Genomic DNA, 20779 nt, shown 5'->3' with positions numbered 1-20779 from the left:
GGTGTCAGCGTCCGAAGGGCAGGCGGTCCTGCAGCGCCTGGCGGTCGAACCACCAGTCGTCCTGGACCAGCACGTCGACGACGTTGCGCAGTCGCACCAGGAACTTCTCCGGTTCCTTGAGTTCCAGCCGCTCCATCCACTGATCGAGCTGCTCTGGGCTGTCGACACCGCTGTGGCGCCGCGCCACGGTGCCGAGCATCTGGGTGGCGAAGAACATCAGGTCCTCGCGTTGGTGCCCGGCGGCGCGTACGTCGGCGAGGAACAGCGCGGTGGTCGCGGCGACCGCGGCGCCATCGGCGTCATCCGGGGTCTCCTCGATAACATGGGTGAGCAGCTCGGTGGTGAGTTCGGGGTCGATCGGGCAGGTGACCGCCAGCCAGATGCCCTGGCCGAGGGCGGTGAGCGACTCGGGACGGTTGCACTGGAAGAGGATATCGCAGGCATCGGCGGCGAGTTCGAACTGGTCGTGCTCGATGAAGGTGTCGAAGACCGTGCGGGCGAGCGACCAGGCCTCGTCGCCGCGACCGAGGCCGACCAGGGCGCGAGCCATCTGGAGCTGCGCGTCGGCCAGCACGTCGCATGGCGCGTTGCTCTGTTCGAGTTCGGCAAGCCGCTCGGTGAGTGCCTGCAGATGCGCCTGCAACGCCGTTTGTTCGGCGCCGTGACCGATCACCGACTCGGCGGCGGTGTCGATCAGGTGCTCGGCGAATAGATCGAGATGCTTCATGGGGCTGGCCTGCGGCTAACGGATGAGGCCGTTGAAGGCGGCTTCGAGGCGGTCTTCCCAATCATCCGGGGTGTCGGGGTAGGGGGGGGCGGACGTCCATGCGGAAGAAGCGTTCTCCGGTGCGTGCGACGGTCTGGACCAGGGGCAGGAGTTCGTCGAAGGATTCGAGATCCTGGTTGGCGATGAGGATGTCACTGAGCTTGAGCATGGGTTGACGCAACCGTTCCTTCTGATCGTGGTGTGGGGCGTCTGCTGGAGACTGTGCCTATCATGCTGAGCGTTGCCGGGCCGGTGGACCTCGCTCGCGGCATCGGTCGGGACTCGACCACGTCTCGTGGTCACGTCGATGGACGAGTGCGCGATTATACCGTCCACGAATCGGGGTTGACCCGGTCGATGTAACGGATCCGCAACAATTCACGTGCCCGCTCCCGTTGGGTGGCGGGGGCGAAGGCCGTCCTGTTGTGCAGCACATTGTTACTGATCAGCCCCTCGCCAGCGGCCAGTCTGTGAGTGAATGTGAAGACAGTTTCGCGTGAAAACAACTCGTCGAGCGCGGTGCGAGCGGCGGTGGTCTCCGGGGTGTCGCGCCAGCACACGTGACGGCGACGCGCCGAGTAACGCATGTGCAGCCGACCCTGCTGGATCGAGAACACCGGTCCCCGGCTCTCGGCGCGCAGCACCTGGCCATCGACCACGTGGGCGGGGATGGCGAACGCCTCGGGGTGCGTCAGGGCGACGATGTGGCTTGGCGAGTCGTCGCGCAACCGGATATAGGCGATCTCGGGGTCGAGCAGCTGATTCTCGCCGCCCGCGCGCGCGGGCTGAAGGCAGAACAGCATCCAGGCCCGCACCTGCTGATCGGGCGGGTTGTAATAGCCGTCGGTGTGCCAGTTCAACGCGCGGTCGGTATAAGGAATGTAGTCGCCGCGTCCATCTCCCCGGCCCTCGACCGGAGTGATCCGGCTCACCGCCTGGATGTCGGCGAAGTGGTTGGCCTCGGTGCGACGCAGTCCGAGCGCGCGTCCGAGCGCCAGCAGTGACTCGGCATCGAGCTGCTCGGGCGCGCAGCTGATCAGCGCCATGCCGTCGCTGGCGATGCGTGCGCCGATGGCCGCGAGTTCGGCGCGACTGGGCGCCGCCGGGTGTTGTACCCGCACGCGCAAGCGCGCCGTGCTCGGTGCCGGGCGAGTGAGCCTGGTCGCGCGCCAGCGTTGATAGGCCTGCTCATCCGTGAGTGAGAAGGGATTGGACATGACGGCTTTTTATTAGTAGGTTCTTATATTATTCAATGTTTATCAGAGCCTAACAGCTGTATGGATTGCATGCAGCCGCTGTGTCGAGTACTTCGGGACGAACGGTGCGAACCTATCCCGAAAGGGATAGACGAGGCTGGCGCATCCACCCCGATCGTGGAGTGTGCGACCGGGCGCGCGCCGGGTACAGTGATGCTCAGACGATGGAGTTCCCGAGATCGACAGGGTCTCGGTTCCGAGGGCCCATCCTCGCCACAGACGCGACGCGATGCATCGAGCCGCCGCCCGCAGCTGCCTTGAGGGGTGCCGGTTCGATCTCGCACGCACGCCACTTTCCTGGTTCACAGCGTAGGAGAGACAGCGCAATGTCCATCGATAAGCACACCACCCCGATGCTCGATCAGCTCGAGAGCGGGCCCTGGCCGAGCTTCATCTCCGGGATCAAGCGGTTGCGCGATCAGCACCCGGACAATCGCATCAACGCCATGGCCAACGACCTGCTCGGTCAGCTCGAGCACTCCTACGAGACCCGCAAGGGGTACTGGAAGGGCGGCACCGTCTCGGTCTACGGCTATGGCGGCGGCATCATTCCGCGCTTCTCCGAGGTCGGCAAGGCGTTCCCCAGCTCCAAGGAATTCCATACCCTGCGGGTGCAACCGCCGGCGGGCAACCATTACTCCACCGCGATGCTGCGCCAGCTCGCCGACAGCTGGGAGAAGTGGGGCTCGGGGCTGGTCACCTTCCACGGTCAGACCGGCAACATCATGTTCATCGGTTCGAGCACCGAGAACACCCAACACTTCTTCGACGAGATCAACGACTACGGCTGGGATCTCGGCGGCGCCGGTCCCTGTGTGCGCACCGCGATGTCCTGCATCGGCGCGGCGCGCTGCGAGATGTCCTGCACCAACGAACTCAAGGCGCACCGGCTGCTGGTCAACAACTTCACCGACGACGTGCATCGTCCGGCCTTGCCCTACAAGTTCAAGTTCAAGATCTCGGGCTGCGCCAACGACTGTCAGAACGCCATCGAGCGCTCCGACTTCGCGGTGATCGGCACCTGGCGCGACGACATGAAGGTCGACCAGGACGAGGTCCGTCGTTATGTCGCCGAGAAGGGCCGGCAGTACTACATCGACAACGTCATCACCCGCTGTCCGACCCAGGCGCTCTCGCTCAACGACGACGACACCCTCGCCGTCGACAACCGCGACTGCGTGCGCTGCATGCACTGTCTCAACGTCATGCCCAAGGCGCTGCACCCCGGCGATGATCGCGGCGTGACCATCCTCGTCGGCGGCAAGCGCACCCTCAAGATCGGTGACCTGATGGGCACCGTGATCGTGCCCTTCAAGAAGCTCGACACCGAGGAGGACTACGAGTCGCTGGTCGAGCTGGCCGAGACCATCATCGACTTCTGGGCCGAGAACGGGCTCGAGCACGAGCGCTGCGGCGAGATGATCGAGCGCATCGGTCTGGCCAACTTCCTTGAGGGCATCGGCATCGAGCCCGATCCCAACATGCTCAATCATCCGCGTCAGAGCTCCTATGTGCGCATGGACGGCTGGGATCAGGCCGCCGAGGCCTGGTTCGAGCGTCAGACCGAGGCGGCGGGCTGAGTGACGAGGAGGCGGCCCGTGCCGGGTCGCGCACGAGCGATGGCTGACTGAGACAACTGGAGGACAAGGCAATGGCCGACATGCGCGAGCCGATCGAATCCGGATGCCCGGATCCCTGGCAGTACATGCATCCGGTGATGCGCAAGAACTTCGGGCAGTGGAAGTACCACGAGCACCCGCGTCCCGGCGTGCTGCTGCACGTGGCCTACAACGGTGATCGGGTGTGGACGGTCAAGGCCGGCACCCAGCGCATCCTCGACGTCTTCACCCTGCGCAAGCTGTGCGACATCGGCGACACCTTCGCCGAGGGTCATGTGCACTTCACCCTGCGCTCGAACATCGAGTACCTGGTCACCGACGAGTCCAAGGTCACGCCGCTGATCGAGGCCCTGGAGGACGCCGGCTTCATCGTCGGCGGCACCCAGAACTCGGTGACCATGATCTCCCACACCCAGGGCTGGCTGCACTGCGACATCCCCGGTACCGACGCCTCGGGCGTGGTCAAGGCGATGATGGACGAGCTGGTCGAGGAGTTCCGCAACACCAACATGCCCAACCGGGTGCACATCACCACCTCTTGCTGCCAGATCAACTGCGGCGGTCAGGGCGATATCGCGATCAACGTCCAGCACACCAAGCCGCCGAAGATCAATCACGACCTGGTGGCCAACGTCTGCGAGCGCCCCTCGGTGGTGGCCCGCTGTCCGGTGGCGGCGATCCGCCCGGCGATGGTCAACGGCAAGCCCTCGCTGGAGGTCGACGAGCGCAAGTGCATTTGCTGCGGCGCCTGCTATCCGCCCTGTCCGCCGATGCAGATCAACGACGCCGAGCACACCAAGCTCGCCATCTGGGTCGGCGGCAGTCACTCCAACGCGCGCAGCAAGCCGAGCTTCCAGAAGCTGGTCGCCGCCGGCATCCCCAACAATCCGCCGCGTTGGCCCGAGGCGACGGCCATCGTCAAGCGTATCCTCAAGGCCTACAAGGAGGGCGCGCGCGACTGGGAGCGGATCAACGAGTGGATCGAGCGCATCGGTTGGCCGCGCTTCTTCGAGGAGGTCGAGCTACCCTTCACCAAGTATCACATCGATACCTGGCGCGGCTCGCGGGCGAGCTTCAACAGCTCTTCCTACATCCGTTTCTGAGGCCATGCGGCCCTATCCACCTCGAGCGAGGACGTCATGAAGTTCGCTCTACAGATCAACGAAGGACCCTATCAGCACCAGGCCGCCGACTCGGCCTATCACTTCGCCCGGGCGGCGCTGGAGAAGGGGCACGAGATCTTCCGCGTGTTCTTCTATCACGACGGGGTCAACAACGCGACACGCCTGACCACCCCGCCGCAGGACGATCGCCATGTCGTCAACCGCTGGGCCGAACTCGCCGAGCAGCACGACCTCGATCTGGTGGTGTGCGTGGCCGCAGCGCAGCGTCGCGGCATCGTCGACGAGGGCGAGGCCAAGCGCAACGGCAAGGATGCCACCAACATCCACCCCAGGTTCCGCATCTCGGGGCTCGGGCAGCTGGTCGAGGCGGCGATCGCCGCCGACCGGCTGGTGGTCTTCGGCGACTAGGGGGCGAGACGATGTCTGAAACCGTGAAACAGTTTCTCTATCTCAACCGCAAGGCCCCCTACGGCACCATCTACGCTTGGGAGGCGCTCGAGGTGGTGTTGATCGGTGCCGCCTTCGACCAGGACGTCGGGGTGATGTTCGTCGACGACGGGGTCTATCAGCTGGTCAAGGGGCAGGATCCTCGCGAGATCGGCATGAAGAACTTCTCGCCCACCTTCCGCACCCTCGGCGACTACGAGGTCGGGCGCATCTATGTCGACGGCGCCTCGCTCGCCGCGCGTGGGCTCACCGCCGAGGATCTGGTCGAGATCGCCTGGGAGGATCCGGACACCGAGGAGGAGATCGACAACATCGTCGAGGTGGTCGATCGTACCCGGGCGCGGGCGCTGATGGACGAGGCCGATGTGGTCTTCAGCTTCTGAGTCGGCACCGGTCGCCGGGGGTAGACCGGTGCCGTCGTCGTATCCATGTATCGCGGGGGCGACCGTTGCGGGCGTCTCCGGCAAGGGGGACGCATGAGCATCCTGCATACCGTCAACAAGTCACCGTTCGAGCGTAATTCGCTAGAATCCTGTGTGCAATTCGCCAGCGATGGCGCGGCCGTCCTGCTGTTCGAGGACGGCGTCTACGCGGCCCTCGCCGGGACCGGCGCGGAGTCACGGGTTCGCGAGGCACTCGGCAGACTCAGGCTCTACGTGCTCGGGCCCGACCTCAAGGCGCGCGGATTGTCCGAGGATCGCATCATCGAGGGAATCGGCGTCGTGGACTACGCCGGCTTCGTGGATCTCGCCGCGGAGCACGACAAGGTCCAGGCCTGGTTGTAACTCAATTCACGCACCGAAGAAGGAGACATCACCATGTCCGACACCATCGAAGTTGACGGCAAACAACTGGCCGTGGACGAGGAGGGCTATCTGGCCGACCTCAACGACTGGGTGCCCGCGGTGGCCGACGTGATGGCCAAGCAGGACAACCTGGAATTGAGCGAGGAGCACTGGGACATCATCAATTTCCTGCGCGAGTACTACGAGGAGTATCAGATCGCTCCCGCGGTGCGCGTGCTGACCAAGGCGGTGGGTAAGAAGCTCGGCAAGGAGAAGGGCAACAGCAAGTATCTCTACAGCCTCTTCCCCTACGGGCCGGCCAAGCAGGCCTGCCGCTTCGCCGGGCTGCCCAAGCCGACCGGCTGCGTCTGAGTGCCGATGTCCGGGGCGGGCGTGCCCGCCCCGGCGTCGACGGACGGCGTCGGGCGACCGGCGGCGTCTCTCCGGCAACCGCAGAGAGATCACCCTAAAGGGAGCGGAAGTATGGCGTTCCTGACGCATTTCTACGCCGTCCTGTTCTATGTCGCCGCCTTCGTGCTGATCTCCGGCCTGGCCGTCAAGGTGGTGCGCTATGTCCGCACTCCGGCCCCGCTGAAGATCCCCACCACCCCGGCGCCGACCAGTCGCAGCGGCGTGGCGCTACGCATGACCCGCGAGGTGGTGCTGTTCGAGAGCCTGTTCCGCGGCAACAAGTGGACCTGGATCTTCGGTTGGATCTTCCACTTCGGGCTGTTCCTGGTCACCCTGCGTCATCTGCGCTATTTCATCGAGCCGGTGTGGGCGCCGATCGCCCTGGTCCAGCCCTTCGGCATCTATGGCGGGATCGCCATGGTCATCGGCCTGATCGGGTTGTGGGCACGCCGCTTCCTGGTCGATCGGGTGCGCTACATCTCCTCGACCTCCGATCATCTGATGCTCGCCCTGCTGGTGCTCATCGGCACGAGCGGACTGCTGATGAAGTTCGTCTTCCACACCGACGTGGTCGCCATCAAGAGCTTCTTCCTCGGTCTCTACGCCCTCGATCCCGAGCCGCTGCCGGCCGATCCGCTGCTGCTGCTGCACCTGCTGTTGGTGGCGTTGCTGATGATCGTCTTCCCCTACAGCAAGCTGCTCCATGCCCCGGGTCTGTTCTTCAGCCCGACGCGCAACCAGGTCGACGATCCGCGCGAGCGTCGCCACCTGGCGCCCTGGGCGCGCGAACTCGAGCAGCAGGCGCCTGCCGCGTCGTCCGATCCGCGAGGTTGAGCCATGGCCAAGGCAACATTCGACGTCCCCGAGCTGACCCCCTACACCGAGGTGCCTGAGGTTACCCCGGAGGCCATGGCCCACAGCGCGCCCTTTGTCTCCAAACCTGAGTTCCAGGGGCCGCTCGGCTTTCCCGGTGAGCTGGTCGAGGACTGGCAGACGCGGGCGATCGACAAGATGGGCGAGCTGCTCGGCAAGTATCGCTCGCTGCGTGTCTATCTCGACTCCTGCGTCAAGTGCGGGGCCTGTACCGACAAGTGTCACTACTTCCTCGGCACCCAGGACCCGAAGAACATGCCGGTGGGCCGCCAGGACCTGATGCGCAAGGTCTATCGCCGCTACTTCACCCTCGGCGGTCGCTTCTTCCCCAAGCTCGTCGGCGCCGAGGACTTCACCAAGGAGGTGCTCGACGACTGGTACAGCTACTTCCACCAGTGCTCGCAGTGTCGGCGCTGCTCGGTGTTCTGTCCCTATGGCATCGATACCGCCGAGATCTCGATGGCCGCGCGCGAGATCATGGACAGCATCGGGGTGGGGCAGAAGTACTGCAACGAGATCATCGGCAAGGTCTACAAGATCGGCAACAACCTCGGCCTGCCCGGCCCGGCGCTGGTCGACACCCTCGAGGGGCTCGAGGAGGACGTCTTCGACGAGACCGGCGTCAAGGTGCGCTACCCGATCGACGAGGAAGGCGCCGAGATCCTGCTGGTCACCCCCTCGGCCGACTTCTTCGCCGAGCCGCACGTCGACGGGCTGATCGGCTACGGCAAGGTCTTCCATGCCGCCGGGGTGTCCTGGACGCTGAGTTCGCACGCCTCCGAGGCGGCCAACTTCGGCATGTTCATCGGCTCCTACGACAACATGCGCCGGGTCGCCCAGCGCATTCGCGAGGCGGCCATCGCGCTCAAGGTCAAGCGCATCGTCTTCGGCGAGTGTGGCCACGCCTGGCGGGTGGCCTACAGCTTCCTCAACACCCTCGCCGGGCCCTGGGACTTCCTCGACCCGCGCTATCCGGTGCCGCAGCACATCTGCGAGTTCACCCACGACCTGATCGAGCAGGGGCGGCTGACCTTCGACAAGTCCGAGAACGACGACAAGGTCATCACCTTCCACGACAGCTGCAACGTCGCCCGCGCCTCGCGCATGGGCGAGGTCCCCGGCGGCCAGTTCGAGATCCCGCGCGCGATCATCCGCGCCACCTGCAATCACTTCTACGACATGGACGAAGACACCATCCGCGACCGCACCTTCTGTTGCGGCGGTGGCGGCGGGCTGCTCACCGACGACCTCATCGAGCTGCGGGTGAAGGGGGCCAAGCCCCGGCTCGATGCGCTCAACAACGTGATGCAGGAGAAGGGGGTGACGCACATGGCGGCGATCTGCGCCATCTGCAAGAGCCAGTTCACCAAGGTGCTGCCCTACTACGGCATGGAGATGGATCAGATCGTCAGTCTCCACCAGTTGGTCTCCAACGCGATCGTGCTGGAGGGCGGCGAGGACGACGACGAGGAGGACGCGCCCGCGGCGGCCTGATCCCGGGCCGGCGACGGGACGCGCGCGACAAGACACCCGGGTCGGTCATCCGGGGGCAATTCGGTCACTAGAGAGAGAACCCTATGGCGACTTCCAGCGACGAGATGAAGACCAAGCCTTCCTGGCGCCGCTTCGAGGACGGGGCCAACGTCTGGGAGGATCTGACCGACAAGATCTTCATGGAGGACAGCTCCCACAAGTGTCCGACCTATGTCCACAAGACCCCGCCCTGTCAGGGTAGTTGCCCCTCGGGCGAGGACATCCGCGGCTGGCTGCAGATCGTGCGCGGGCTCGAGCAACCGCCGGCGGACATGGACTGGCGCGAGTACGCCTTCCGCCGCTCGACCGATGCCAACCCCTTCCCGGCGATGATGGGTCGGGTCTGTCCCGCACCCTGTCAGGACGGTTGCAACCGCAACGCGCTGGAGGACTTCGTCGGCATCAACGCCGTCGAGCAGTTCATCGGCGACTCGGCCATCGACAACGGCTACCGCTTCGCCCCGCCGCCGCCCGACACCGGCAAGCGGGTAGCGATCGTCGGCGGTGGTCCGGCGGGGCTGGCCGCCGCCTATCAGCTGCGACGCCGGGGGCACGCCTGCACCATCTTCGAGGCCAACAGCGCGCTCGGCGGCATGTTCCGCTTCGGCATCCCCGGCTACCGGGTGCCGCGCGACCGGCTCGATGCCGAGATCCAGCGCATCCTCGACCTCGGCCAGGTCGAGGTGCGGCTCAATACCCGGGTCGGGCGCGATCTCGCCGTCGCCGAACTCGAGCGCGACTACGACGCCGTGCTCTGGGCGCTCGGCTGTCAGAGCGGGCGGGGGCTGCCGGTACCGGGTTGGGAGGGCACGCCCAACTGTGTCTCCGGCGTCGCCTTCCTCAAGGCCTTCAACGAGGGGCGGATGAAGGTCACCGCCGCCAAGGTGGTCTGTGTCGGTGGCGGCGACACCTCGATCGACGTGGTCTCGGTGGCGCGCCGTCTCGGCCACCTGCCCGAGCACGCCAAGCGCGACCTCCCCGAGACGGTGATCCACGACGGCTATCTCGCCCACGACACCGCCGGAGCGGCCGCCGCCGAGGGCGCCGAGGTGACCCTGACCTCGCTGTTCTCGCGCGAGCAGATGACCGCCGCCGAGCATGAGGTCACCGATGCCACCCGCGAGGGCGTGACCATCCTCGATGGGGTGATGCCGCTCGAGGTGCTCAAGAACGCCGAAGGGCGCGCCACCGGGCTGCGGGTCGCCGACTGCCGCATGGAGGAGGGGCGGCCGGTGGCGGTCGAGGGCACCGAGCGAGTGCTCGAGGCCGATCTGATCGTCTCGGCGATCGGCCAGGGCGGTGATCTCTCCGGCCTCGAAACCCTCGACAACGGTCGCGGGCTGATCGACGCCGACAAGTTCCATCAGGTGCCGGGCCGTCCGGGACACTTCGTCGCCGGCGACATCATCCGTCCCCACCTGCTCACCACCGCCATCGGTCAGGCCTGGGTCGCGGTCGAGTCGATCGACGCCTATCTCGGCCAGTCCGAGCAGCGCCGCCGGCCCAAGGTCGACGTCCATCACTTCAACCTGCTCGACAAGCTCGCCGAGGTCGAGCGCGCGCCGCAGCCCTTCGTCGTCGGCGAGGCCGGCGACCTGCGCGGGACCTCGGCGGCGGACTATGCGGTGCACAACTACGAGGACCGCTCCGGGGCCGAGGTCATCCCCCACGATGAACTCTATCTCGGGCACTTCAATCACCATGCCCGCAACCTTCGTCAGGAGCAGGTGCCGAGCGCCGAGCAGGTGCTCGCTCACTTCGCCGAGCGGGTCGCCGGGTTGAGCGAGGCGCAGGCGGTCGACGAGGCCAAGCGCTGCATGAGCTGCGGGATGTGCTTCGAGTGCGACAACTGCGTCATCTTCTGTCCGCAGGACGCGGTGTTCCGGGTCGACAAGGCCGCGCGCACCACCGGACGCTATGTCGACACCGATTACAGTCGCTGTATCGGCTGTCACATCTGCGCCGACGTCTGTCCGACCGGCTACATCAAGATGGGACTGGGCGAATAGTCCCGAGGGAGAGGCGCCGATGGTCAATGCTGTATCAACCACCCGGACGCTCGCCGTGGCCCTGCTGTGGATGCTCGCCGTCCTCGCGGTGGCGCCCTCGGCCAGCGCCCGCAACTATGTGGTGCCCGGCTCCGAGGCCGCCGGGCTCGGTGCCTGTGTCGAGCCCACCGAGCTGATGCGTCGCCAGCACATGGAGTTCATCAAGCACCAGCGCGATCGCACCGTGCACAGCGGTATCCGCACCAGCAAGTACAGCCTCGCCGGCTGTGTCGAGTGCCACATCGGTCACGATGTCCGGGGACAGGCCGTGCCGATCAACCGCGCCGACCAGTTCTGCGGCGCCTGTCATGCCTATGCCGCGGTCGATCTCAACTGCTTCGATTGCCATGCGGCGGTACCGCGTGGCCCCATGGCCGGGCCCATGGCCGAGGCCGCGCGGCGCGCTGTGGGCGAGGCGCACCACGGTCAGGGAGCGGGACAACCATGAGCGAACAACGAGCGGAGATCGATCGGGAGCGGCGTCGGCTGCTCGGGGCGGCGGCCGGCGCCGGGGCGGCGCTGGCCGCGCCGGCGGTGGTGGTGCGCGCGCTCGAGACCACCCCGCGTGACAACCCGGCCGACGGCCGGGTGCGCTGGGGGCTGGCGATCGACACGGCCAAGTGTGCCGCGGGCTGTACGGCCTGTGTCGATGCCTGCGCCCATGAGAACGGGCTCGACCTGCAGCGCCCGCCCGAGGGGGCGACGCCCGCCGACTGGGCGGCGCAGCGCGCGGTGTGGGTCCGCAAGGTCCGGCTGCGCGACGACCAGACCGGGCGCGAGACCAACCTGCCGCTGATGTGCCAGCACTGCGAGCATCCGCCCTGTGTCGACGTCTGTCCCACCGGCGCCTCCTTCAAGCGCGCCGATGGCATCGTCATGGTCGACCGTCACACCTGCATCGGTTGTCGCTACTGCATGATGGCCTGCCCCTACAAGGCGCGCAGCTTCATCCACGAGGCGCTGAGCGATCAGCTCAGTCATGTGCCGCGTGGCAAGGGCTGTGTCGAGAGCTGCAATCTCTGCGTCCACCGGCGCGACTTCGGCATCCCCTCGACGGCCTGTGCCGAGGCCTGCGCCGAGACCGGACACGGCGCCATCCTGTTCGGCGACCTGGCCGACCCGGACAGCGCCATCAGTCGGTTCCTCGCCAGCGAGCCGACCCGCCAGATCCGCGAGGACCTGGCGCTCAATACCGGGGTGCGCTATGCCGGCGTCTGATCCCGGCGGGAGAGTCTGAGCATGAAGCGAATCGTCTATCGCGAATGGCGTCTCGCCCCGGCGCGCTACTGGGGCATCCTCGGCGTGCTCGCCCTGATGGTGGGTGCCGGGCTGCTCGCCTTCGCCTACATGGAGCACGAGGGACACTGGGTCACCGGGATGAACAACGCGGTGGTCTGGGGCACGCCGCACGTGTTCGCGGTGTTCCTCATCATCGCCTCGTCCGGGGCGCTCAACATCGCCTCGATCGGCAGCGTTTTCCGCAAGCCGATCTACAAGCCGCTGGGGCGGCTCTCGGGGCTGCTGGCGATGGCCCTGCTCGCCGGCGGGCTGATGGTGCTGGTGCTCGACCTGGGACGCCCGGAGCGTCTGGTCGTCGCGCTCACCACCTACAACTTCAAGTCGATCTTCGCCTGGAACATCTTCCTCTACACCGGCTTCATGGCGATCGTGATCGCCTATCTGTGGAGCATGGCCGACCGCAAGGGCGATCCCTTTATCCGTCCTCTCGGTACCTTCGCGCTGGTCTGGCGTCTGGCGCTGACCACCGGCACCGGCTCCATCTTCGGCTTCCTGGTGGCCCGTCAGGCCTATGACGCGGCGATCCTCGGTCCGATGTTCGTGGCCATGTCCTTCGCCTACGGACTGGCGCTGTTCGTGCTCGTGCTGATGTTCGGCTTTGCCGAGGACCGGCGCCCGATCGGTGCGCGGATGCTGCGGCGGTTGAAGAACCTGTTGGCGGTGTTCGTGCTCGCCGTGCTCTATTTCACCCTGGTCTATCACCTCACCAGCGCCTATGGTGCCAAGGACCAGGGGTTCGAGGGCTGGCTGCTGTTCGGCGGCGGGGTCTACACCTTCCTCTTCTGGGTCGGCTGGATCCTGCTCGGTTCGTTGGTGCCGCTCGGTATCCTCTTCCACCCGGTGCGCGGCGCCGAGGCCGCCTGGGTCGCCGCCGCCTGCGTGCTGGTGATCCTCGGCGGTCTGGCCGCGCTCGCGGTGGTGATCATCGCCAGCCAGGCCTATCCGTTGCAGCTCTTCCCCGGCAAGACCATCCTCGAGTCCGGCTTCCTCGACGGTGTCGGTGGTCAGCCGGCGCCCTATCATCCGACCCTGCCGGAGCTGCTGCTCGGGTTCGGCGGGGTGGGGCTGGCGTTGCTGATCACCGCCGTCGGGGTGCGGGTGCTGCAGTTCCTCCCCGAGTCGCTCGCCGACGAGGTGTTGCCGATCGACGAGGAGACCATCGAGCAGCCGGTCGCCAAGGCCGCCTGACCCACCCGCGTCCGCGTCGCTGCCGAGCCGACGACGCGGACCTCGAGCCGCGATCCCGGATGGCCCATCTCTATCTCTCCGCGCCGCAGAAGTCCTCGGGCAAGACCACGCTCGCCATCGGTCTGTGTCGCGCCCTGCGCGAGCGTGGTCTGGCGGTACAGCCGTTCAAGAAGGGACCCGACTACATCGACCCGCTGTGGCTGAGCCAGGCGGCCGGGCGCCTCTGTCTCAACCTCGATTTCAACACCATGGATCGCACCGAGATCCTCGCGGCCTTTGGGCGCGAGTGCGCCGGCGCCGATGTGGCGCTGATCGAGGGCAACATGGGGCTGTTCGACGACACCGCGCTCGACGGTGCCAACAGCAACGCCGCGCTCGCCCGCACGCTCGACGCGCCGGTGGTGCTGGTGGTCAACTGCCAGGGTATGGGGCGCGGCATCGCGCCCCTGCTGCTTGGCTACCAGACCTTCGACCCCGGGCTGCGGCTTGCCGGGGTGGTGCTCAACCGGGTCGGCTCGGCGCGCCACGCCGCCGGGCTGGTGCGCGCCGTCGAGCACTACACCGACCTGCCGGTGCTCGGGGTGATCGAGCGCGACGCCGCGCTCGCCATCGACGAGCGCCATCTCGGGTTGATGCCGAGCATCGAGACGGCGAGCGCCGAGTCGACCATCGACACTCTGGCGCGGCGGATCGCCGAGCAGCTCGATCTCGATCAGCTGCTGACGCTCGCCGAGTCGGCCCCGGCGCCGCCTGCGCCGACGCCCGAGCCGACGGTGGCGCCGCACGGCGCCGGGCTGCGTATCGGCATCGCCCGCGACGCGGTGTTCGGGTTCTACTACCCCGACGACCTGCGCACGCTCGCCCGCGCCGGTGCCGAACTGGTGCCTTTCAGTCCGCTGGTCGATGCCGAGCTGCCGGCGGTCGATGCGCTGTTCATCGGCGGCGGCTTCCCCGAGCTGCGGATGGCCGAGCTGGAGGCCAATCGTACGCTGCGCGCCCAGATCGCCGAGTTCGTCGCCGCGGGTCGGCCGGTCTATGCCGAGTGCGGCGGGCTGATGTATCTCTGCGCCGGACTGCACTGGCGCGGCGAGCGCCGCGCCATGGTCGGGGCGCTCGCCGCCGAGGTGATGATGCACCCGCGCCCGCAGGGCCGGGGGTTGGTGCGGTTGCGCGAGACCGGGGATCATCCCTGGCCCGGTGGCGGGGCGGGGCGCGAGCTGGCCGCGCACGAGTTCCATCACTCGGCGCTGATCGCGCCCGACCCGGGCTGGCGCTATGGCTTCGAGATGATGCGCGGCAGCGGCATCGACGGTCGGCACGACGGCGTGGTACAGCAACGGCTGCTCGCCTGCTACAGTCATCTGCGCGACGTCGGCGGCAGCGGCTGGACCGGGCGCTTCCTGCGACAGGTCGCCCGCAGTCTCGGCGGGCCCTAGCCCGTGAGGTGCTGCGGCGCGGTGTCAGGGAACACGACTGAAGACCAAGGGGACGAGATGTTCAGACTCACCACGGCGGCTGCCCGACAGGTGCTCGAGGCGGCCAGACAGGGCGGGACCGAAGGGTTGGCGCTACGGCTCGCCGCGCACCAGGGACCCGATGGCGGGATCGACTACCGCATGGGCTTCGACGAGGTCGGCGAGGAAGATATCCGCTTCCAGACCGAGGGGATCGAGGTCTGCATGGCGCCCGAGCACGTGCCGCTGCTCGATGAGGCGACCATGGACTATGTCGAGCTGGAACCGGGCCAGTTCCACTTCATCTTCCTCAACCCCAGGGATCCGCACTATCAGCCACCCGCCGAGGATTGAGCGCGCGCCGTCTCAGCGCTGCTCGCGGCGACGACTGCGATAGGCGCTGATCTGGCGGACGATGTGCTCGAAGGGCAGCGCCTCGAGGCTGCCGTAACGCGCGCGTGCCTCGACCAGCAGGGCATGGACGTCACGGATCGCCCGTGGCGAGGCGTCGGGTGCCAGCGCGGTGGCGATGCCGCGCAGCCCGCCGAGCTGTAACCGCAGGCTTTGGGCGTGCGACAGCCGCTCGCGGATGCCCGGCGTGGCGAGCGCGAAGCGCGCGCGCTCGCGCAGCAGTAGCCGCAACGCGCGACAGCGCCGCCAGGGCGACTCGGCACCACAGCGCACGCCGCTGCGCTCGCCGATGCAGTAGCGCTCAGCATGACTGCAGTCGTGCGCGTTGAGCAGCGCCAGCGCGAAGGCGCACTCGCGCGCTGCCTCTCGCGCCTCGCCGGGCTCCTCGTCCAAACGTTGCTCACTCCTGCCCGTGGGTCGGGTCGGTGAAGCGGTGGATCTGCCGTCGGTCGCGCTTGGTGGGGCGCCCGCGCCGGTCGTGGGTCTCGCCGCGCTCGCGCCGTTCGTGCACCAGCGCCTGACGGCGCAGCCGGCTGGCCTCATCCTCGACATAGAGGGTGGCGGCCTCGGTCGCGCCACGACGCTGACGATCGATCGCCACCACCTCGATCTCCCAGGTCAGGGCGCCCTTGTGGATTTCCAGCCGGTTGCCGGGACGGATGGTGCGTCCGGGCTTGGCGCGCTGCCCCTCGACATGGACCTTGCCGCCGTTGATCGCCTCGACGGCGAGCTGGCGGGTCTTGAAAAAGCGCGCCGCCCACAGCCACTTGTCGAGTCGCAGGCTGTCGAGCGCCCGGGCGTCGCCGGCGCTCATGCCGCCAGCAGCGGATCGAGGTCGCCGCAGACGTCGAGTTCGGCCATGTCGTCATAGCCGCCGATATGACGCTCGCCGATGAAGATCTGCGGCACCGTGTGGCGACCGCTGCGCTCGATCATCACCGCGCGCTGTGCCGGGTCGTCGTTGATGTCGATCTCCTCGTAGGCGACGCCCTTGCGCTCGAGCAGGCGGCGGGCACGGATGCAGTAGGGACAGGTCTGGGTGGTGTAGAGGGTGACTCGGGGCATGGTTTCGCTCTGTCGATGGCTCGGGTAGTAACATGTCGATGAATGCGCCCGGCGGTTGAAATCGCGCCGATCCGCCGGAAAGGTTCAAGCAGCAGCAAGGCAGGCGGTCTCCCGCCGCCGTCTCGTCGACTCGTCATCAGGATCATCATGTATCGTAACAACCCGCACCCTGTCCATCTCAAGGATTATCGTCCACCCGAGTTCCTGATCGAGACCGTCGATCTGTGCTTCGAACTCGACGCCGACCGGACCCGGGTCGAGGCGCGTCTGGCGCTGCGTCGCAACCCCGCCGCCACCCGCGGCGACGGCGACCTGCGGCTCGACGGCGAACAGCTCGAACTCGAGTCGGTGGCCATCGACGACCAGCTGCTGACCCCGGCGGAGTATCGGGTCGAGTCCGAGTCGCTGATCATTCACCGCGTCCCCGACCGCTTCACCCTCACCACCCGGGTGACGATCAGCCCGAGCCAGAACACCGCGCTCGAGGGGCTCTACCAGTCCGGCGACATGCTTTGCACCCAGTGCGAGGCCGAGGGCTTCCGTCGGATCACCTACTTCCTCGATCGCCCCGACGTGATGGCACGCTTCACCACCACGCTGATCGCCGATACCGAGCGCTACCCGGTGCTGCTCGCCAACGGCAACCCGGCCGAGCAGCGCACCCTCGACGACGGTCGCCAGCTGGCGCGCTGGGTCGATCCCTTCCCCAAGCCCTGCTATCTGTTCGCGCTCATCGCCGGCGACCTGCGCGCGGTCGAGGACCGCTTCACCACCGCCTCCGGGCGCGAGGTGGCGCTGCGCATCTATGTCGAGCCGCACAACCTCGACAAGTGCGACCACGCGATGCGCTCGCTCAAGCAGTCGATGCGCTGGGACGAGGCGCGCTACGGGCGTGAGTACGACCTCGACATCTTCATGATCGTCGCCGTCAGCCACTTCAACATGGGCGCGATGGAGAACAAGGGGCTCAACGTCTTCAACGACAAGTACGTGCTCGCCCGTCCCGACACCGCCACCGACCAGGACTTCCAGGGCATCGAGGGGGTGATCGCCCACGAGTATTTCCACAACTGGACCGGCAACCGCATCACCTGTCGCGACTGGTTTCAGCTCAGTCTCAAGGAGGGCTTCACCGTCTATCGCGACCAGGAGTTCTCCGCCGACATGGGCTCGCGCGGGGTCAAGCGCATCGCCGACGTGCGCCTGCTGCGCGCCCACCAGTTCGCCGAGGACGCCAGCCCCATGGCCCACCCGGTGCGCCCCGAGTCCTATATCGAGATCAACAACTTCTACACCGTCACCGTCTACGAGAAAGGCGCCGAGCTGGTACGGATGCAGGCCGCGCTGCTCGGTCCCGAGCGCTTCCGGCGCGCCACCGATCTCTATTTCGAGCGCCACGACGGCCAGGCGGTGACCACGGACGATTTCGTGCGCTGCATGGAGGACGCCAGCGGCTGCGATCTCGGTCAGTTCCGTCGCTGGTACAGCCAGGCCGGCACCCCGGTGCTCGAGATCGAGGGTCATCACGACGCCGAATCGGCGACCTATCGGCTGCGGGTGCGTCAGCACACCCCGTCGACCCCGGGTCAGCCGGAGAAGGCGCCGCTGCACCTGCCGCTGGCCCTGGCGCTGCTCGATGCCGAGGGGCGCGAGCTGGCGCTGCGTCTCGACGGTGAGGACGAGGCGGCGCCCGCCGGTACCCGGGTGCTGGAGCTGCGCGAGGCCGAGCAGTGCTTCACCTTCGTCGATGTCCCCGAGCCGCCGGTGCCCTCGCTGCTGCGCGGATTCAGCGCTCCGGTACGGCTGCGCTTCGACTACAGCGATGTCGAGCTGATGTTCCTGATGGCCCACGACGGCGACGGCTTCAACCGCTGGGATGCGGCCCAGACGCTGATGCAGCGGTTGCTGCTGCGGTTGGTCGAGGATCCCGCCGCGGTGATCCCCGAGTCCTTCTTCGCCGCCTTCGCCCAGGCGCTCGACGATCGCGCCGGCGATCCGGCGCTGCTCGCCGAGGTGCTGACCCTGCCCGCCGAGTCCTATCTCGGCGATCAGCTGGCGGTGGTCGACGTCGACGGTATCCATCGCGCCCGTTGTACCCTGGAGCGGGCCATCGGCGCGCGGTTGCGCGATCAGCTGCTGGCGGTCCACGCCGCGCATGACGACGCCGGCCCCTATCGCCTCACCCCCGAGGCGATCGGTGCGCGGGCGCTGAAGAACCGCGCCCTGGGCTATCTGCTCGCCGCCGGCGACGCCGAGGGGCTGGCGCGCTGCATCGCTCAGTTCGAGGCTGCGCGCAACATGACCGACTGCATCAGCGCGCTGCGCCTGCTGGTCGACCATGGCGGCGAGGCCGGACTGGAGGCGCTGAGCAGCTTCCACACCCGCTGGTCGGGCGAGCCGCTGGTGCTCGACAAGTGGTTCAGCGTCCAGGCCACCAGCCCACGGCCCGATACCCTGGCGCGGGTCGAGCGGCTGATGCGCGACCCCGACTTCTCGCTGCGCAACCCCAATCGTGTGCGCAGCCTGATCGGCGCCTTCTGCAACGCCAACCCGGTGCGCTTCCACGCCGCCGACGGCAGCGGCTATCGCTTCCTCGCCGATCGCGTGCTCGAACTCGATCCGCTCAACCCCCAGGTCGCCGCGCGGCTGATGCGCGCGCTGGTGCGCTGGCGGCGCTTCGATGCCGCTCGCCAGGCGCTGATGCGTGCCGAGATCGAGCGCGTGCTCGCCGCCGAAGCGCTCTCGCGCGACGTCTACGAGGTCGCGGCCAAGGCGCTCGAGGAGTGAGCGCGACAGGCCCCGCCGCTCGCGGCGGGGCCTGTCATCCCCTTGTCAAAGCCGCGCCGACCCACTACCGTGCTCGGCTTCCCATCGATCCAGTCAGGAATTCACCATGTCCGATTACCCGCGTTGCCCTCGGTGTGAGAGCGAGAACACCTATTCCGACGGCATGCTCTACATCTGTCCCGATTGCGCCCACGAGTGGTCGATGCATGAGGAGGAGACGGAGGAGCAGGCCGAGGCCGGGGTGCGCGACGCCAACGGCAACCTGCTCGCCGACGGCGATACCGTGGTGGTGATCAAGGACCTCAAGGTCAAGGGCAGCTCCTCGCCGCTGAAGGTCGGCACCAAGATCAAGAACATCCGCCTGGTCGACGGCGACCACGAGGTCGACTGCAAGACCGATCTCGGCAACCTGATGCTCAAGGCCTGCTATCTGCGCAAGGCCTGAGCGCCTCCTCGATCACCGGGGTCGGTCGCCGATGGCGGCGATCGGCCCGCGCGTGTCAGAATGACACCGCTCGGGTAACGGAAACGCCATGCTCGGAATCGTCGATCGCTATGTGCTGCGCGAGGTGACCAAGGTCTTCCTGGCCATCGTGCTGACGCTCGCGTTGATCGTCGCCAGCATGTTGTTGCTGCGCACCTTCGAGGAGGTCAACGTCGGCGCGCTGAGCGTGACCCTGGTGTTCCGCTTCCTCGGCTATCAGCTGGTGCGCGATGCCTCCAGCCTGTTGCCCCCGGCCTTCTTCCTCGCCGCGCTGGTCACCCTCAGCCGCTTGGCGCGCGACAGCGAGCTGATCGCCATGCACGCCTGCGGGCTCGGTCCCTCGCGCACCTATCGCGCGCTGCTGCTGCTCGCCGTTCCGGTCGCTGCGCTCACCGCCTGGTTCGCCCTGGTGCTCCAACCCTGGGCGGCCACCGGCATCCAGGACATCCGCATGCAGCAGAAGGAGCAGGCGGCGCAGATCGCCGGGCTGCAGCCGGGACGCTTCTATGTCGAGGAAGAGGGCGATGTGGTGGTCTATATCGGCGCGATCGACCGCCATCGCTCGCTCGGTGACGTCTTCCTGCTCGATCGGCGCGGTGGCACCAACCGCATGGTGGTCAGCGAGGGTGGGGTGCACCGGCTCGAGGAGGTCAGCGGCGACCATCTGGTCACCCTCACCAGTGGCTATCGCTTCGACGGCAACCCCGGAGAGGCGGCCTTCATGATCGGCGACTTCGATGCCTACGAGATCCGTATCCGCGCCAAAGAGCGCGCTGCGCGCGCGCGCGGCAAGCGCTCGACGGTCCCGACCTCGGAGTTGCGCGTCGCCACCGACCTGGCCGATCGGGTCGAGTTCGAGCACCGTCTGGGCGCGCCGCTGGCGATCTTCACCCTGGCGGTGCTGGCGATCCCACTGGTGGCGGTCTCGCCGCGTCAGAGTTCGACTGGACGCCTGGCGCTCGCCTTCCTCGCCTATTTCAGCTTCTTCAATTTTCAGCGTCTCGCCGAGGGCTGGCTCGAGGACGGCGTCACCCCGCTGTGGCTGACCAGTCAGTGGTATCAGCTGCTGATCCTCGCCGTCGTCTATCTCGCGCTGCTCCCCGACAGCCTGTGGGCGCGTCGGGTGTTCGGGCGCTGGCGCCGCGCGCCGCGCTGATCTGCGCGCGCGCGATTCCCGGCCTGCCATCCTCCTTCGAGTGCTCCGAGCGCGCGCGTCTGCGTTGCGGACA

Annotated in this window: 22 protein-coding genes and 1 pseudogene; 17 read left to right on the top strand and 6 right to left on the bottom strand. The window is 67.3% G+C overall.

The genetic code is table 11. The features are described from left to right. Positions 1-4: 4 nt before the first annotated feature. The 3 genes and pseudogenes from MARPU_RS10750 to MARPU_RS10740 all read right to left on the bottom strand — a co-directional run bounded on the left by MARPU_RS10750 (position 5) and on the right by MARPU_RS10740 (position 1983). Positions 5-727 carry a hypothetical protein gene (locus MARPU_RS10750; RefSeq protein WP_005223279.1) on the bottom strand — a complete coding sequence of 241 codons (723 nt, stop codon included), beginning with the start codon at positions 725-727 and terminating at the stop codon, positions 5-7. Between the two features lie 15 nt (positions 728-742). After that, positions 743-935: pseudogene (locus MARPU_RS10745) on the bottom strand (sulfur relay protein DsrC). Between the two features lie 154 nt (positions 936-1089). Next, positions 1090-1983, bottom strand: a complete 894-nt coding sequence (locus tag MARPU_RS10740; protein WP_005223283.1) for a TauD/TfdA family dioxygenase — start codon at positions 1981-1983, stop codon at positions 1090-1092. Positions 1984-2348: 365 nt separating this feature from the next. Here MARPU_RS10740 and dsrA point away from each other — a divergent pair, with 365 nt between their 5' ends. The 14 genes from dsrA to MARPU_RS10670 all read left to right on the top strand — a co-directional run bounded on the left by dsrA (position 2349) and on the right by MARPU_RS10670 (position 15157). Next, positions 2349-3602, top strand: coding sequence for a dissimilatory-type sulfite reductase subunit alpha (gene dsrA / locus MARPU_RS10735; RefSeq protein WP_005223286.1), 1254 nt, complete (start codon positions 2349-2351; stop codon positions 3600-3602). A 71-nt stretch (positions 3603-3673) separates the two neighbouring features. Continuing rightward, the gene (gene dsrB, locus MARPU_RS10730; RefSeq protein ID WP_005223288.1) at positions 3674-4744 is read left to right on the top strand and encodes a dissimilatory-type sulfite reductase subunit beta; all 1071 of its coding nucleotides are present in this window, start codon (positions 3674-3676) and stop codon (positions 4742-4744) included. Between the two features lie 36 nt (positions 4745-4780). After that, entirely contained in the window at positions 4781-5173 is a 393-nt protein-coding gene (gene tusD, locus MARPU_RS10725; protein ID WP_005223290.1) for a sulfurtransferase complex subunit TusD, read from the top strand. 11 nt (positions 5174-5184) lie between these two features. Continuing rightward, entirely contained in the window at positions 5185-5595 is a 411-nt protein-coding gene (gene tusC / locus MARPU_RS10720; RefSeq protein WP_005223292.1) for a sulfurtransferase complex subunit TusC, read from the top strand. 93 nt (positions 5596-5688) lie between these two features. Further along, a complete protein-coding gene (tusB, locus tag MARPU_RS10715) occupies positions 5689-5997 on the top strand; it encodes a sulfurtransferase complex subunit TusB (RefSeq protein WP_005223294.1) in 309 nt (102 codons plus the stop codon). A gap of 33 nt (positions 5998-6030) precedes the next feature. Beyond that, positions 6031-6369: a TusE/DsrC/DsvC family sulfur relay protein gene (locus MARPU_RS10710; protein ID WP_005223295.1), complete on the top strand. Its 339-nt coding sequence runs from the start codon at positions 6031-6033 to the stop codon at positions 6367-6369. 111 nt (positions 6370-6480) lie between these two features. After that, positions 6481-7242, top strand: a complete 762-nt coding sequence (locus tag MARPU_RS10705; RefSeq protein WP_005223297.1) for a respiratory nitrate reductase subunit gamma — start codon at positions 6481-6483, stop codon at positions 7240-7242. 3 nt (positions 7243-7245) lie between these two features. Beyond that, positions 7246-8775 carry a sulfate reduction electron transfer complex DsrMKJOP subunit DsrK gene (dsrK, locus tag MARPU_RS10700; RefSeq protein WP_005223299.1) on the top strand — a complete coding sequence of 510 codons (1530 nt, stop codon included), beginning with the start codon at positions 7246-7248 and terminating at the stop codon, positions 8773-8775. Positions 8776-8858: 83 nt separating this feature from the next. Beyond that, positions 8859-10823: an NAD(P)-binding protein gene (locus tag MARPU_RS10695; RefSeq protein WP_005223300.1), complete on the top strand. Its 1965-nt coding sequence runs from the start codon at positions 8859-8861 to the stop codon at positions 10821-10823. 19 nt (positions 10824-10842) lie between these two features. Further along, entirely contained in the window at positions 10843-11310 is a 468-nt protein-coding gene (locus MARPU_RS10690) for a hypothetical protein (RefSeq protein WP_005223301.1), read from the top strand. Further along, complete coding sequence (gene dsrO / locus MARPU_RS10685) at positions 11307-12080, top strand: sulfate reduction electron transfer complex DsrMKJOP subunit DsrO (RefSeq protein WP_005223303.1); 774 nt, start codon at positions 11307-11309, stop codon at positions 12078-12080. The genes MARPU_RS10690 and dsrO overlap by 4 nt, the downstream gene beginning before the upstream one ends. Before the next feature lie 21 nt (positions 12081-12101). Next, positions 12102-13349: an NrfD/PsrC family molybdoenzyme membrane anchor subunit gene (gene nrfD, locus MARPU_RS10680; RefSeq protein WP_005223304.1), complete on the top strand. Its 1248-nt coding sequence runs from the start codon at positions 12102-12104 to the stop codon at positions 13347-13349. Positions 13350-13408: 59 nt separating this feature from the next. Further along, positions 13409-14785, top strand: coding sequence for a cobyrinate a,c-diamide synthase (locus tag MARPU_RS10675; protein ID WP_005223306.1), 1377 nt, complete (start codon positions 13409-13411; stop codon positions 14783-14785). A 57-nt stretch (positions 14786-14842) separates the two neighbouring features. After that, positions 14843-15157, top strand: coding sequence for a HesB/IscA family protein (locus MARPU_RS10670; RefSeq protein ID WP_005223308.1), 315 nt, complete (start codon positions 14843-14845; stop codon positions 15155-15157). A gap of 12 nt (positions 15158-15169) precedes the next feature. Here MARPU_RS10670 and MARPU_RS10665 read toward each other — a convergent pair whose 3' ends face one another. Genes MARPU_RS10665 through grxC form a run of 3 tightly spaced genes read right to left on the bottom strand, consistent with a single transcriptional unit; the run spans position 15170 to position 16279 of the window. Further along, a complete protein-coding gene (locus MARPU_RS10665; RefSeq protein ID WP_005223310.1) occupies positions 15170-15607 on the bottom strand; it encodes a hypothetical protein in 438 nt (145 codons plus the stop codon). 7 nt (positions 15608-15614) lie between these two features. Further along, positions 15615-16028, bottom strand: a complete 414-nt coding sequence (locus MARPU_RS10660; RefSeq protein WP_005223312.1) for an RNA-binding S4 domain-containing protein — start codon at positions 16026-16028, stop codon at positions 15615-15617. Next, positions 16025-16279 (bottom strand): glutaredoxin 3, encoded by a 255-nt coding sequence (gene grxC, locus MARPU_RS10655; RefSeq protein WP_005223314.1) that lies wholly within the window; start codon positions 16277-16279, stop codon positions 16025-16027. The genes MARPU_RS10660 and grxC overlap by 4 nt, the downstream gene beginning before the upstream one ends. A gap of 147 nt (positions 16280-16426) precedes the next feature. Between grxC and pepN the strand changes: the two genes are divergently transcribed. The 3 genes from pepN (at position 16427) to lptF (ending at position 20706) form a co-directional block, all read left to right on the top strand. Next, positions 16427-19066, top strand: coding sequence for an aminopeptidase N (pepN, locus tag MARPU_RS10650; RefSeq protein WP_005223317.1), 2640 nt, complete (start codon positions 16427-16429; stop codon positions 19064-19066). 106 nt (positions 19067-19172) lie between these two features. Next, positions 19173-19511 carry a zinc ribbon domain-containing protein YjdM gene (locus MARPU_RS10645; protein WP_005223319.1) on the top strand — a complete coding sequence of 113 codons (339 nt, stop codon included), beginning with the start codon at positions 19173-19175 and terminating at the stop codon, positions 19509-19511. 88 nt (positions 19512-19599) lie between these two features. Continuing rightward, positions 19600-20706, top strand: a complete 1107-nt coding sequence (gene lptF / locus MARPU_RS10640) for an LPS export ABC transporter permease LptF (protein WP_005223321.1) — start codon at positions 19600-19602, stop codon at positions 20704-20706. The last annotated feature ends 73 nt before the right edge of the window (positions 20707-20779 follow it).

The sequence above is a fragment of the Marichromatium purpuratum 984 genome, assembly GCF_000224005.2.
Taxonomy (GTDB): domain Bacteria; phylum Pseudomonadota; class Gammaproteobacteria; order Chromatiales; family Chromatiaceae; genus Marichromatium; species Marichromatium purpuratum.
The sequence above is the reverse complement of the archived record's forward strand: the minus strand, read 5'-3'. Positions and strand labels throughout refer to the sequence as shown.